Below are 12,125 nucleotides of genomic sequence, written 5' to 3'. Positions count from 1 at the left end.
GTTCGGGGTGCACTTCCAACTGACGGACGAGCAGTGCGCCTTGCAGAAGGGCGTACGGGAGCTGGTGGCCGGCCGGTTCGGGCGCGAGGCGCTGCGTGCGGCCGTCGACGAGGCCGGCGTGGACGGGTCGGGGGCCCGTCTTGACCGCGGCCTGTGGCGGGAGCTCGGCGAGGCCGGGTTCTTCGCGCTGTGCCTCCCGGAAGCGGACGGCGGCGTCGGACTCGGACTCCCCGAGGCCGTACTTGCCTTCGAGGAGGCGGGGCGTGCCCTGCTGCCGGGCCCACTCATCGCCACACACCTCGCCGCGGGCACCGTCCCGGGAGCCGCCGAGGGCCTGACCGTGGTCACGGCAGTGGTCACGGCAGTGGACGGGGTCGGGAGCGGGGCGGTGGTGGAGTGGCTGAACGAGGCGGATGTCGTACAGGGAGACGCTTCTGGGGCAGTGCCCCTGCGCTCGGTGGATCCGCTGACGCCCTTGCACGCTATGCCGGGGGCGGGCGCTGACGCCGTACCGGCCGACGGCCCGCCCACTTCGGACACGGCCGCGCTCCTCACCGCCGCCGAGCAACTCGGCGGCGCCACCCGCACCTGCGACATGGCCGTCCAGTACGCCCGCGAACGACAGCAGTTCGGCCGGCCCATCGGCTCCTTCCAGGCGGTCAAGCACCTGTGCGCCCAGATGCTCGTACGCACCGAGGTGGCGCGCGCCGCGGTCTACGCCGCCGCCGTGACCGCCGACCCGCTCGACATCGCCGCCGCCCGGCTCCTCGCCGACGAGGCGGCCGTCTGCGGGGCCCGCGACTGCCTCCAGATCCACGGCGGCATGGGCTTCACCTGGGAGGCCGACGTACATATGTACCTGAAACGGGCATGGGTGAGGGCCCGGCGGGGGCAGAGCACCGTGGCGCACGAGGAGTCTCTGGCAGCGGACCTGCTGGTACCGGAGAAACGGTAACCCTGCGTCGATACACGGTTGTGTCCTACGCGTGACTCGTCACAGCAAGGAGTCACGTCCCGGCTCGGGTACCTTGTGTGGGATGCGACCGGTTCCGAGACTGAGCCATCCCGGAGTTGCCCCTGGGGCGACGCCGGAACGGGTGATGCGCGCCGGTCGCAGGGCATGGCGACGTCACGTGCCCGCCTGTTCGACCCCCCGCAGCACGCGTCGCACAGTATGCCGCACGCGTACTCCTTCGCGCTGGAATATGCCCGAAGCGCTTGTTGGGGTGACTGTACGTCAACCATGCTGTCTCACAAGGGGATCACGGTCCGTGACCCCGTGGAGGCGCGAGGCGATGTGTCCGCCGGTTCGGATGGTGTGAGCGGTGCAGGTGCTTCAGGTTCAGATCGAGGTCCGGCCCGACCCCGCGGAAGTGGGGCGGGCCCGGAGATGGGCCCGGTCGCGGCTCGCCGGGTCGGGCATAGAGGCCGACGAACCGCTGGCCGAGACGCTTGTCCTGCTCGTCTCCGAACTGGTCACCAACGCCGTTGTGCACACCGGCTGCCCCGCCGTGCTGCGCATGCTTCTCCCCGGCGTGCCCGCAACGCCTCCCGGCACGGTCCGTGTCGAGGTCGCCGACTCCAGCGCCCGGGCCCCGCGGCCGCGGCAGGCCGACGGCGACGAGACGAACGGACGCGGCCTTGCCCTGGTCGACGGGCTCGCCGACCGCTGGGGCTGGCAGCACGAAGGAGCGGGCAAGCGCATCTGGTGCGAGGTGGACCGCTGTGAACCGGCGACGACCACCACGTCGTACGAGGCGACGGTGCACGGCGGTGCGGGGTACGAAGGCCCGGCGTACGAAGGTGCGGCGCACGGGGGTACGCGGTACGAGGGTGCGGCGTACGAAGCCGTGCAGGCAGAAGCTGTGTAGCAGAGGTTGCGCGCACCGTGCGGGTCATGCTGGTCATGCGCGTCTTGCGGGTCTCGCGGGTCATGCGCGTCTTACGCGTCTTGCGGGTCCTGTGGCAGGGGTCCGTGCAGCAGAGGCCGTTGAGCAGGCGGCGTGAGGCGCCGGAGCTTGAGCCCCGAGTTGAAGTGCGCGCGAGATCGCGCCCCTGTGCGCTCCCATGCGCGCCCCCATAAATCAGGCATAACTTACATAACACCCGAGCGGGTGTTGACGTGAGGTGTCCGATTCATCACCCTTGTGGTCAGCGATTCGCGGCGAGGGGACGCCGAGGGCGTCCATCACGGGGGTCCTCGGCGAGTGTGGATCGCGGCGTGGCGGCGGCACCTCGCGGGGGCACAGGGGATGCGGTGCCGTTACGCCGGAGTTGGATGGCGGTGCGTGGTTCCGTGCTCGGGGCGGATGCGGCGCGCCGCCACTCCATCGCTTCCCTCCAGCCCGCTCTGCGATCGCGCTGGGCTACAGGATCGCGACCGGCGCCACGGGAGTTCCCGTCCCGCCGACGAACGGCTCGGGCATGGCGGACAGCAGGAAGCTGTAACACCCCTCGTCCGCACAGGCCTCGGAGAGCTCCTCGAGATTCCAGTTCTGGCCCTGCAGCATTCCCATCTCGACCAGGTCGAGCGCGTGCACCGGCAGCCACAGGTTCTCGATCTCCGGCGGGAAGATCTCGAAGGTCAGGGTGTCGTTTGCGACCGCCGCAACATCGCGGGCGTGGAACCACTCGGGCGTCCGCACGGAGAGTCCGGGGGACGGATAGCCGTATGCGTGCTTGTCCCCTGCCAGATACGCCTGGATCTGCCCGGTGCGTACGAGGACGATGTCGCCTGCCCGTACCGTCGTGCCCGCGAACTCCTCGGCGGCTTCGAGATCCTCGGGGGTCACGGCGTGAGCGCCGTCGAGCCGGTCCGTGCCGTGTGCGCGGGCCACGTCCAGCAGGACCCCGCGCGAGACGATGTGCCGCGGCTTGTCGATACCGCTGAACCCGGCTCCTCCGTGCGGCGTGATGGTGCTCGCGGGGCGGCCGTTGTAGATCTTCCCCGAGTGTGAGACATGAGTGAGGGCGTCCCAATGGGTCGCCGCCTGCAGGCCCATCGTCACGGCGTCGTCGCTGCAGGCGACGGTACCGGGGCCGAAGATCTCCTGGTTGATCTGCACCATGGCGTGCAGGGGGTTGACCCGGCCCGGGATCATGCCGGTCTGCACGCCGTCCTGCTGGAGGGGCAGCGCGAGGGCCACCCGGCGCCCCGTACGGACGGTCGCGGCCGCCTCCCGTACGACTTCGTCCGTGATCAGGTTCAGCGTGCCGATCTCGTCGTCGGCGCCCCAGCGGCCCCAGTTGTTGACGCGCTTGGCGATGTCGTGGAACTCGTCCGGCAGCGACATGGGTCGGTCCCTCCCCGGGGCTTGTGTCGAGGTATCTGACGGGTCGTAGAATCGGCTCGGCATCGAATCTAACGGTCCGTCAGAAAACTCGGGAAGGGGCCGGACGTGGGGAACTTCTTGGCAGGCAAGGTCGTCGCGGTGACCGGCGCAGGGCGCGGTATCGGCCGGGCGGTCGCCCTCGCCGCGGCCGCGGAAGGCGCGAAAGTCGTCGTCAACGACTACGGCGTCTCGGTCGAGGGCGCCCAACCGGCCAGCGAGATAGCCGTTGCGGTGGTCAAGGAGATCGAGTCCGCGGGCGGAGAGGCGGTGGCGGTCGCCGACGACATCTCCACGATGACGGGCGGCCAGCGGCTCGTCGACGTGGCGCTGGCGGAGTACGGGCGGATCGACGGCGTCGTCTGCGTGGCGGGCATCCTGCGCGAACGCATGCTCTTCAACATGTCCGAGGAGGAGTGGGATCCCGTGGTGGCCACGCACCTCAAGGGCACCTTCACGGTCTTCCGCGCCGCCTCGGCGGTCATGCGCAAGCAGGGCTCCGGGGCCCTCATCGGCTTCACCAGCGGCAACCATCAGGGCTCGGTGTCCCAGGCCAACTACTCGGCGGCCAAGGGCGGCATCATCTCGCTCGTACGCAGCGCGGCACTCGGCCTGCACAAGTACGGCGTGACGGCGAACGCGGTGGCCCCTGTGGCCCGTACGCGCATGTCTGCGGGCGTCCCCATGGAGCTCAAGGAGATCGGCGAGCCCGAGGACGTGGCCGCTCTGGTCGTCTATCTGCTCAGCGACCGCGCGCAGGCGGAGAACATCACCGGGCAGGTGTACACGATCGCCGGCCCCAAGATCGCCGTGTGGGCGCAGCCGCGCGAGTTGCGCGCCGGGTACGCGGACGGAGCCTGGACCCCGGAGAAGATCGCCGACTTCCTCCCCGGCACGGTCGGCACGGACCCGATGCCGATGCTGGCCCGACTCGAGGAGATGGCGAGGGCGGCAGCAGCGAAGGAACGGCCGAACGCGTAGGGGTTTCCGGCTGTGGCGTAGGGGGCTTGCATGCGTGGGCACGTGCGCCGCTCCCGTGGTGGCCAGGCGTTCCGCAGGGCGGAAGCAGGGCGGAACGGGTGGCCACAACCCCCGACGGCGGCTCCCGCGCGTGAGACCTGATCCCGGGGTAGGGAGGGCGCAACCCCGACAACGGAGGAGGCGGGGATGGACTTCCGGTTCGGCCCGGAGGACGAGGCCTTCCGGGCCGAGGCAAGGGCCTGGCTCGGCGAACACCTCACAGAGGAGTACGCCGAAGCAGCAGGCCGAGGAGGCCCGGGAAGCGAACACGAGAGCACGGATGCCCGCAGAGCGTGGGAGCGGGAACTGGGCGCGTCCGGCTGGATAGGCCTCGGCTGGGACGCCGAGGGATACGGCAACCGCCGCGCGACCCTCACCCAACAGGTCGTCTGGGCCGAGGAGTACGCCCGCGCCCAGGCGCCCGCCCGCTACGGCCACATCGGCGAGAACCTCCTGGCCCCCACCCTCCTCGCCTACGGCACGGAGGAGCAGAAACAGCGGTTTCTGCCGTCGATAGCCCGGGGCGAGGAACTGTGGTGCCAGGGATACAGCGAGCCCGGCGCGGGGTCGGACCTCGCGGGCGTACGGACGACGGCGGTACGCACGACGGCGGTACGCACGACGGCGATACGAACGACGGCGGTACGCACGACGGCGGTACGCGACAACGTCGCCGGTGGCGCCGCCCCGGCCACTTACCGCATCACCGGTCAGAAGATCTGGACCTCGCTCGCGCACGAGGCCGACTGGTGCTTCGTCCTCGCGCGCACGGACCCCACGGCGCGCCGTCACCACGGACTGTCGTTCCTTCTGGTGCCGATGGACCAGCCCGGCCGTATCGAGATCCGGCCGATCCGGCAGATGACCGGCACGAGCGAGTTCAACGAGGTCTTCTTCGACGGCGCGGTGGCGGACGCCGGGCACGTCGTCGGTGGCGAGGGCAACGGGTGGCGCGTCGCCATGGGGCTGCTCGGTTTCGAGCGCGGTGTGTCGACTCTGGCCCAGCAGATCGGGTTCGCGGAGGAGCTGATGCGCGTCGTCCGGCTCGCCGTCACCTCCGGTGCGGTGGCCGACCCCCTGCTGCGGGACCGCCTCGTACGGCAGTGGGCCGAGCTGCGCACGATGCGCTGGAACGCCCTTCGTACGCTGGGCAGTCCGGGGCCAGGGGCGAGCTCGGGATCGGGGTCGGGGCCGGGACCGGGGACGAGCTCCGGGCCGAGGGCGGGCTCCAGGGCGGGCGCGGGCTCCGGGCCGGGGGCGGGCTCAGACTCGGGCGCGCCGAGCGTCGCCAAGCTGCTGTGGGGCGGCTGGCGCCAGCGGCTCGGCGAGCTTGCGATGCAGGTCCGAGGCGCCGCCGCTGCCGTGGGACCGGCGGACTGGTCGCCGGACGCACCGTACGAACTCGACGCGCTGCAACGCCTGTTCCTCTTCAGCCGTGCCGACACGATCTACGGCGGCTCGGACGAGATCCAGCGCAACATCATCGCCGAGCGGGTGCTCGGCCTACCCAGGGAGCCGCGATGAGGAGCGTGCATCAGTGATGCGAGGCGTGATCTTCGACGGGAAACAGGTCCAGGTGGTCGACGACCTGGAGATACGGGAGCCGGGCCCGGGTGAGGTGCTCGTCCGGGTCTCCGCGGCCGGGCTCTGTCACAGCGATCTGTCGGTGGTGGACGGGACCATACCTTTCCCCATACCTGTGGTGCTCGGACATGAGGGCGCCGGTGTGATCGAGGCGGTGGGTGTGGGCGTCACCCATGTCCAGCCCGGTGACCATGTAGCACTGTCGACGCTGGCCAACTGCGGGGCGTGCGCGGAGTGCGACCGGGGACGCCCCACGATGTGCCGGAAGGCGATCGGCATGCCGCAGCAGCCGTTCGCACGGGACGGACGGCCGCTGTACCAGTTCGCGTCCAACTCGGCCTTCGCGGAACGGACGATCGTGAAGGCGGTACAGGCCGTGCGGATCCCACCGGGGATCCCCCTCACATCGGCGGCGCTGATCGGGTGCGGGGTGCTGACGGGAGTCGGCGCCGTGCTCAACCGCGCGCGTGTGGACCGCGGCGACAGCGTGCTCGTCATCGGCACCGGCGGCATCGGCCTGAACGTCATCCAGGGTGCGCGGATCGCGGGCGCCCTCACGATCGTCGCGGTGGACGCGAACCCGGAGAAGGAGGCGGTGGCCCGGCAGTTCGGCGCCACGCACTTCCTCACGTCGACGGAGAGCGTCAGGGACGTACTGCCGAACGGCGCGGACCACGCGTTCGAGTGCGTGGGGCGCGTGGAGCTGATCCGGCAGGCGATCGACCTGCTCGACCGTCACGGCCAGGCCGTCCTGCTCGGCGTCCCGCCCGCGACCGCCGAGGCGTCGTTCCTTGTCTCGTCGATGTACCTCGACAAGTCCATCCTCGGCTGCCGATACGGCTCATCGCGTCCGCAACGGGACATCGCCCTGTACGCGGACCTGTATCGGGACGGCCGGCTGCTCCTGGACGAGTTGGTGACCACGACGTATCCGGTGGAGGACTTCGCGAAGGCGACCCAGGACGCCCGCGAGGGACGGGTGGCGCGGGCCGTACTGACGTTCTGAGCGTGGCGGTACCACCTCATGAAGCAGCCCGGTGGGCAACCCCGTGGGCAGACGGATCGGCAGGCAGTTTGGCGGGCCGGTTCGCAGACGGGTTGGCGAGCTCGGCGAGCGGATTCGCAGGCGGGTTGGCAGGCGGGTTGGCGGGCGGATTCGCAGGCAGTTCGGCGGGCGGATTCGCAAACGGGGCGGCAGGCCGGTTGGCAGGTGGGTTTGTGGAGCGGAAGGTGCGCCGGTAGACGGTCGGTGTGACGCCGAGAGCCGCCTGCAGGTGCTGGCGCATGGACTGGGCGGTGCCGAAACCGGCGTCATGTGCGATCTGGTCGACCGAGCGGTCGCTGGACTCCAGCAGCTGCCGGGCCCGTTCCACGCGCTGCTGCGTCAGCCACTGGCCAGGGCTGACACCGGCCTCCTCACGGAACCGGCGCGTGAAGGTGCGTACCGACATGGATTCCTGCGCGGCCATGTCGCGCAGCTGGATCGGCTCGTGCAGCCGCTCCAGCGCCCAGGCGCGCGCGGCAGCCGTGGTGGCCTGCTGCGGCTCGGGGATCGGGCGCTGGATGTACTGCGCCTGCCCGCCGTCGCGATGGGGCGGCACGACGGTGCGGCGCGCGACATCGTTGGCCACCGCGGTGCCGTGGTCCCGGCGTACGACATGCAGGCACAGGTCGATGCCGGCGGCCACCCCGGCCGAGGTCAGCACCTCGCCGTCGTCGATGAAGAGGACGTCCGCGTCGACCTTGATCGAGGGGAAGAGCTGCTGGAAGTGTTCGGCGTGAGCCCAGTGTGTGGTCGCGGGCCGCCCGTCGAGATAGCCGGCTGCGGCCAGGACGTAGCCGCCGGTGCAGATGGAGAGAAGCCGGGTCCCCGGCCTCAGATGGGCGAGGGCGGCGGCCAGTTCCTTCGTGAGCCGGCCCTCTTCGAAGACCGGACCGAGCTCGTACGAGGCAGGCACGACGAGCGTGTCCGCGGTGGCCAGCGTCTCCGGCCCGTTCTGGACGAGGATGTCGAAGTCGGCGTCCGTACGCACCGGACCCGGCGGTCGGACGGAGCAGGTGACGACCTCGTACAGCCGTCGTCCCTCGGCATCCCGGGCGCGACCGAAGATGCGCTGGGGGATGCCCAGCTCGAAGGGGAGCAGCCCGTCCATGGCGAGGACGACGATGCGGTGTCTGCGTAGTGCGCGGACGGCAGTCATGGCCCGATCCTAGCGAAGGATGTCTTCCGGGCCACTCGCTCGCGGTGACAGGGACACGGAAGCTATAGGGCGTGACGCAGAACGACGTGACCCCGACAACCGCAGCGCCCGGCACCCAGGACGAGCTGACCGCAGACCGCCCGAACCGTTCGACGGAGGGGGCCGGAAAGCCGGGTCCGAGCCGTTCGATGGAGGGGGCTGGACAGCCGGGCGCGGACCGTTCGACCGATGGGGCAGGACAAGGGCTGGACCGGGGTGCCGGTTCGCGCCATGGTGTCGAACCTGACGGCCTGACCGGCTCAGCCGGCGCGAGCGGCGCGGGTCGTGCGACCGGGACCGGCGCGACCGAGGCGAACCGCGCGCCAGGCGCGACCGGGACCGGCGCGACGGGCGCGACCGCGCGCCCGCTGCGGACGCGCAGGCTGCCGGTGCACTGGGCCTGGTTCGTCGCGGCCGTCACCTTCGTGACGATCATCGGCGCTGCGGCCTTCCGCTCACTGCCGGGCCTTCTGATCGACCCCCTGCACCGGGAGTTCGACTGGTCGCGCGGCACGATCGGCCTCGCCGTGTCCGTCAACCTCGCGTTGTACGGCCTCACCGCGCCGTTCGCCGCGGCGCTTATGGACCGGTTCGGCATCCGGCGGGTGGTCGCCGTCGCGCTGACCGTGATCGCGCTCGGCTCCGGTCTCACGGTATGGATGACGGCGGCCTGGCAACTGCTGCTCTGCTGGGGCGTGCTCGTCGGTCTCGGTTCCGGCTCGATGGCGCTGGCGTTCGCGGCGACCGTGACCAATCGGTGGTTCACCGAGCGCCGTGGCCTGGTCACGGGCATCCTGACGGCCGCATCAGCGTCGGGACAGCTCATTTTTCTCCCCCTTCTGTCCCGGATCGTGGAGAAGCACGACTGGCGGCCGGCGGCGGTGACGGTGGCGCTCGCCGCGCTGGCGGTGGTGCCTTTCGTATGGCTGCTCCTGCGCGACCATCCGGCTGATGTGGGGCTGAAGCCGTATGGCTCCGAGGTGTTCGTGGAGAAGCCCCCGCCCGTCCAGGGTGCCGCTCGTCGCGCGGTCACGATCCTCTTCTCCGCGGCACGGACCGGTCCCTTCTGGCTGCTTGCCGGCAGCTTCGCGATCTGCGGCGCCTCGACGAACGGCCTCATCCAGACGCACTTCATCCCGGCGGCCCACGACGAGAGAATTCCCGTCACGGCGGCGGCCTCGCTGCTCGCGATCATCGGCGTCTTCGACGTCGTCGGCACGATCGCCTCCGGCTGGTTCACCGACCGCTTCGAGGCACGCCGCCTGCTGGCTGTCTACTACGCCCTGCGCGGCATCTCGCTCCTCTTCCTGCCGATGCTCCTCGCCCTCGGCGGCCCCTCCGTCCACCCGCCGATGATCCTCTTCATCGTCTTCTACGGCCTCGACTGGGTCGCCACGGTCCCGCCCACGCTCGCCCTGTGCCGCGAGCACTACGGCGACGACAGCGCGATCGTCTTCGGCTGGGTCCTGGCCTCCCACCAGGTCGGCGCGGCCCTGGTGGCCTTCCTCGGCGGCGTCGCCCGAGATGTGTTCGGCTCCTACGACATGGTCTGGTACGCGTCGGGCGCGCTGTGTGCGGTGGCGGCGTTGATGGCGTTGGTGATCAGGAAGGGGCGCGCGATGGCACCGGTGGTGGCGGGGGCGTAGGTCAGACGCGGATGACTTGGACGCCGGGGAAGGCGGTGAAGCCGTCGTCTTGGGTGATGACAGGGATGCTGTTGGCCCGGGCGGTGGCCGCGATCCAGGCGTCGTTGACGCGCGCCTTGGGCAGCCGGCGGCCGGACCTGACTATCTCGGCCATCATCTGCGACCAGACGGAGGCGACGATACGGTCGGGCACGAGGATCCGGTGCCCGGCTGCTGTGCGGAGGGTCGCGAGCCGACGCGCGCGTGTCTCCCCGTCGCGGGCTGTGCTGACGCCCAGACTCAGCTCAGCCAGTGTGATCGATGAGACCCCGAACCGTCGGGGCAGCGCCGCGGCCATGGGGCGGCCCGCCTCGCGGCCCACGAAGAAGCCGGTGTCTGCGAGGGCGAGTTCACTACTCACGACACGTCACCGGAGTCTCCGGAGGTGTACTCGTCCGAGCCGGAGAACAGGGCATCGATCTCGTCCAGCATCTCGCGGTCAATGCCGCCACCGGACTCCCAGAACCGGATCATCTCCTCAGCTGTGAGGTAGGGCTTGTCGCCCTCGATGACCTGGATCACCTCACCGTGATCCGTGATCTCGACCGGGTAGGGACCGGCGACGAGTTGCGTCAGGCGGTGGGGCTCGTGCAGCTCGGACACGTCGATGCGCGTGGGTTCGTTCATGCCTCGAAGGTAGAGGCCCCGCCACGCTCCGTAACAGCCCCCATCGTACGAATCACTCGCACTGATGAGCGTCATCTGCGGAATCGAGGATTCAGTCGCTCAACCGTCCGAACCGCCCTCGGTGGAACAGCAGAGGGTCACCCGGACCGTCGTCCAGCGTGCCCAGCGCGTTCACCCGCCCCACCACGATCAGATGGTCGCCGCCGGTGTGCACGGCCTGGATCGTGCAGTCGATCCAGGCAGTCGCACCGGAGAGGCGGGGCGAGCCGGACACCGGTGCCGGGTCGTAGTCGACGCCCGCGAACTTGTCACCGCCGCTCACCGCGAAGCCGCGGCACAAGTCGCCCTGATGTGCTCCCAGGATGTTGACGCAGAAGACGCCTGCTCGTGCGATGCGCGGCCAGGTGGTCGACGTACGGGCCACCATGAACGCGATGAGTGGAGGATCGAGGGAGAGTGACGAGAAGGACTGGCAGGCGAAGCCCGCCGGGCCCTCCTCCTCCTCGCCGGCCCGGGCGGTGACGACGGTCACGCCGGTCGCGAAGCTCCCCAGTACGCGCCGGAACTCGGCCGCATCGACCGGCGCGCGCTCGTCGTCCCCGACCGCACGCAACTCCGGCCGTGGCAGCGCTTCGACGGCGGCGGCGGTGGGCGCCCCGACAGACCTCAGGTATCGGACGACGGTGGCCGCCATCCCTGCGTGTCCCATCACGCCATCCATTGAATCTGACGATACGTCAGAAGTGAAGTCGTTCAGCGCCCCTTGTACGCCGGAGCGCGGCGCTCCACGAACGCGGTCACACCCTCCTGTGCGTCCGCCGTCGCCATGTTGATCTCCTGCGCGGCGGCCTCGGCCGCGAAGGCCGTCGCGCGGTCCGAGTCGAGCGAGGCGTTCACCAGGTGCTTGGTGAGGGCCAGGGCTCGGGTCGGGCCGGCGGCCAGCCGCTGTGCCCAGTCGCGGGCCGTCTTCTCCAGTTCGTCGGGCGGCACGACGCGGTTGACGAGCCCGAGCCGTTCGGCTTCGGCGGCAGGGAGCGAGTCGCCGAAGAACATCAGTTCCTTGGCGCGCTGCGGACCGACGAGACGAGGGAGGAGATACGCACCCCCGCCGTCCGGCACCAGTCCCCGCCGTACGAACACCTCGATGAACTTGGCGGATTCCGCGGCCAGTACGAGGTCGCAGGCGAACGCGAGGTGGGCGCCGATACCGGCGGCCGTGCCGTTGACGGCGGCGATCAGCGGCTTCTCGCAGTCCAGGACGGCCGCGATCAGACGCTGGGCACCGAGCCGGATCGTCCTCGCCACGTCGCCCGGGATCCGCTCGGCGGTGGAGGGGGCCCCGCGCAGATCGGCTCCCGCGCAGAAACCCCTGCCGGTGGCGGTGATCACGACGGCTCGTACGTCAGGGGCGGCGGAGGCGTCGGCGAGCAGCTGAATGATGCGTTCTCGCTGGTCCCAGGTGACGGCGTTCATGGTTTCGGGCCGGTTGAGCGTGATCCACAAGACGCCGTTGTCAGTGGCGTGCAGTACCAATGAATCGACGGATTTCTCGGGGGAGTCGTCGGGGGAGGGTGTCGTGAGGGGGGCGTCGGTCATGGGGGAGTGGCTCCGTTCGGTACGGCGGTGGGCTAGGGCGTGGT

Annotated in this window: 12 protein-coding genes; 6 read left to right on the top strand and 6 right to left on the bottom strand. The window is 70.4% G+C overall.

All coding sequences use genetic code 11. The annotated features are described in order from the left end of the window. Positions 1-7: 7 nt before the first annotated feature. The gene (locus tag ACSMXV_RS19820; RefSeq protein WP_473172712.1) at positions 8-955 is read left to right on the top strand and encodes an acyl-CoA dehydrogenase family protein; all 948 of its coding nucleotides are present in this window, start codon (positions 8-10) and stop codon (positions 953-955) included. Positions 956-1,325: 370 nt separating this feature from the next. Next, positions 1,326-1,871, top strand: coding sequence for an ATP-binding protein (locus ACSMXV_RS19815; protein WP_473172711.1), 546 nt, complete (start codon positions 1,326-1,328; stop codon positions 1,869-1,871). Between the two features lie 495 nt (positions 1,872-2,366). On the opposite strand, the gene ACSMXV_RS19810 is transcribed toward ACSMXV_RS19815, so the two are convergent. After that, the gene (locus tag ACSMXV_RS19810) at positions 2,367-3,293 is read right to left on the bottom strand and encodes a cyclase family protein (protein ID WP_473172710.1); all 927 of its coding nucleotides are present in this window, start codon (positions 3,291-3,293) and stop codon (positions 2,367-2,369) included. A 105-nt stretch (positions 3,294-3,398) separates the two neighbouring features. On the opposite strand from ACSMXV_RS19810, the gene ACSMXV_RS19805 reads away from it, so the two are divergent. The 3 genes from ACSMXV_RS19805 (at position 3,399) to ACSMXV_RS19795 (ending at position 6,939) form a co-directional block, all read left to right on the top strand. Continuing rightward, on the top strand, positions 3,399-4,310 hold the full coding sequence (locus ACSMXV_RS19805; RefSeq protein ID WP_473172709.1) for an SDR family oxidoreductase: 912 nt from the start codon (positions 3,399-3,401) through the stop codon (positions 4,308-4,310). Between the two features lie 186 nt (positions 4,311-4,496). Continuing rightward, complete coding sequence (locus ACSMXV_RS19800; protein ID WP_473172708.1) at positions 4,497-5,873, top strand: acyl-CoA dehydrogenase family protein; 1,377 nt, start codon at positions 4,497-4,499, stop codon at positions 5,871-5,873. 16 nt (positions 5,874-5,889) lie between these two features. Continuing rightward, positions 5,890-6,939 (top strand): Zn-dependent alcohol dehydrogenase, encoded by a 1,050-nt coding sequence (locus ACSMXV_RS19795; protein ID WP_473172707.1) that lies wholly within the window; start codon positions 5,890-5,892, stop codon positions 6,937-6,939. 16 nt (positions 6,940-6,955) lie between these two features. Here the strand turns inward: ACSMXV_RS19795 and ACSMXV_RS19790 are convergent, their stop codons facing one another. Further along, positions 6,956-8,134 carry a GlxA family transcriptional regulator gene (locus ACSMXV_RS19790; RefSeq protein ID WP_473172706.1) on the bottom strand — a complete coding sequence of 393 codons (1,179 nt, stop codon included), beginning with the start codon at positions 8,132-8,134 and terminating at the stop codon, positions 6,956-6,958. 71 nt (positions 8,135-8,205) lie between these two features. On the opposite strand from ACSMXV_RS19790, the gene ACSMXV_RS19785 reads away from it, so the two are divergent. After that, on the top strand, positions 8,206-9,819 hold the full coding sequence (locus ACSMXV_RS19785; RefSeq protein ID WP_473172705.1) for an MFS transporter: 1,614 nt from the start codon (positions 8,206-8,208) through the stop codon (positions 9,817-9,819). Position 9,820: 1 nt separating this feature from the next. Here the strand turns inward: ACSMXV_RS19785 and ACSMXV_RS19780 are convergent, their stop codons facing one another. The 4 genes from ACSMXV_RS19780 to ACSMXV_RS19765 form a co-directional block, all read right to left on the bottom strand. After that, positions 9,821-10,219 carry a PIN domain-containing protein gene (locus ACSMXV_RS19780; protein WP_473172704.1) on the bottom strand — a complete coding sequence of 133 codons (399 nt, stop codon included), beginning with the start codon at positions 10,217-10,219 and terminating at the stop codon, positions 9,821-9,823. Continuing rightward, positions 10,216-10,485, bottom strand: coding sequence for a hypothetical protein (locus ACSMXV_RS19775; protein WP_181658113.1), 270 nt, complete (start codon positions 10,483-10,485; stop codon positions 10,216-10,218). The genes ACSMXV_RS19780 and ACSMXV_RS19775 overlap by 4 nt, the downstream gene beginning before the upstream one ends. 91 nt (positions 10,486-10,576) lie before the next feature. Then, entirely contained in the window at positions 10,577-11,194 is a 618-nt protein-coding gene (locus ACSMXV_RS19770; protein ID WP_473172703.1) for a flavin reductase family protein, read from the bottom strand. A gap of 44 nt (positions 11,195-11,238) precedes the next feature. Continuing rightward, positions 11,239-12,081 (bottom strand): enoyl-CoA hydratase/isomerase family protein, encoded by an 843-nt coding sequence (locus ACSMXV_RS19765; RefSeq protein ID WP_473172702.1) that lies wholly within the window; start codon positions 12,079-12,081, stop codon positions 11,239-11,241. Positions 12,082-12,125 lie beyond the last annotated feature (44 nt).

Source organism: Streptomyces sp. DSM 42067, from assembly GCF_055792885.1.
Note: the sequence above shows the minus strand (reverse complement) of the source record. Positions and strands in the feature narration are given on the sequence as shown.

Coding starts and splice junctions, on each gene's coding strand:
- ACSMXV_RS19795 (WP_473172707.1), top strand. CDS start 5,890: ATGCGAGGCGTGATCTTCGACGGGAAACAGGTCCAGGTGGTCGACGAC.
- ACSMXV_RS19810 (WP_473172710.1), bottom strand. CDS start 3,293: ATGTCGCTGCCGGACGAGTTCCACGACATCGCCAAGCGCGTCAACAAC.
- ACSMXV_RS19800 (WP_473172708.1), top strand. CDS start 4,497: ATGGACTTCCGGTTCGGCCCGGAGGACGAGGCCTTCCGGGCCGAGGCA.
- ACSMXV_RS19775 (WP_181658113.1), bottom strand. CDS start 10,485: ATGAACGAACCCACGCGCATCGACGTGTCCGAGCTGCACGAGCCCCAC.
- ACSMXV_RS19790 (WP_473172706.1), bottom strand. CDS start 8,134: ATGACTGCCGTCCGCGCACTACGCAGACACCGCATCGTCGTCCTCGCC.
- ACSMXV_RS19770 (WP_473172703.1), bottom strand. CDS start 11,194: ATGGGACACGCAGGGATGGCGGCCACCGTCGTCCGATACCTGAGGTCT.
- ACSMXV_RS19765 (WP_473172702.1), bottom strand. CDS start 12,081: ATGACCGACGCCCCCCTCACGACACCCTCCCCCGACGACTCCCCCGAG.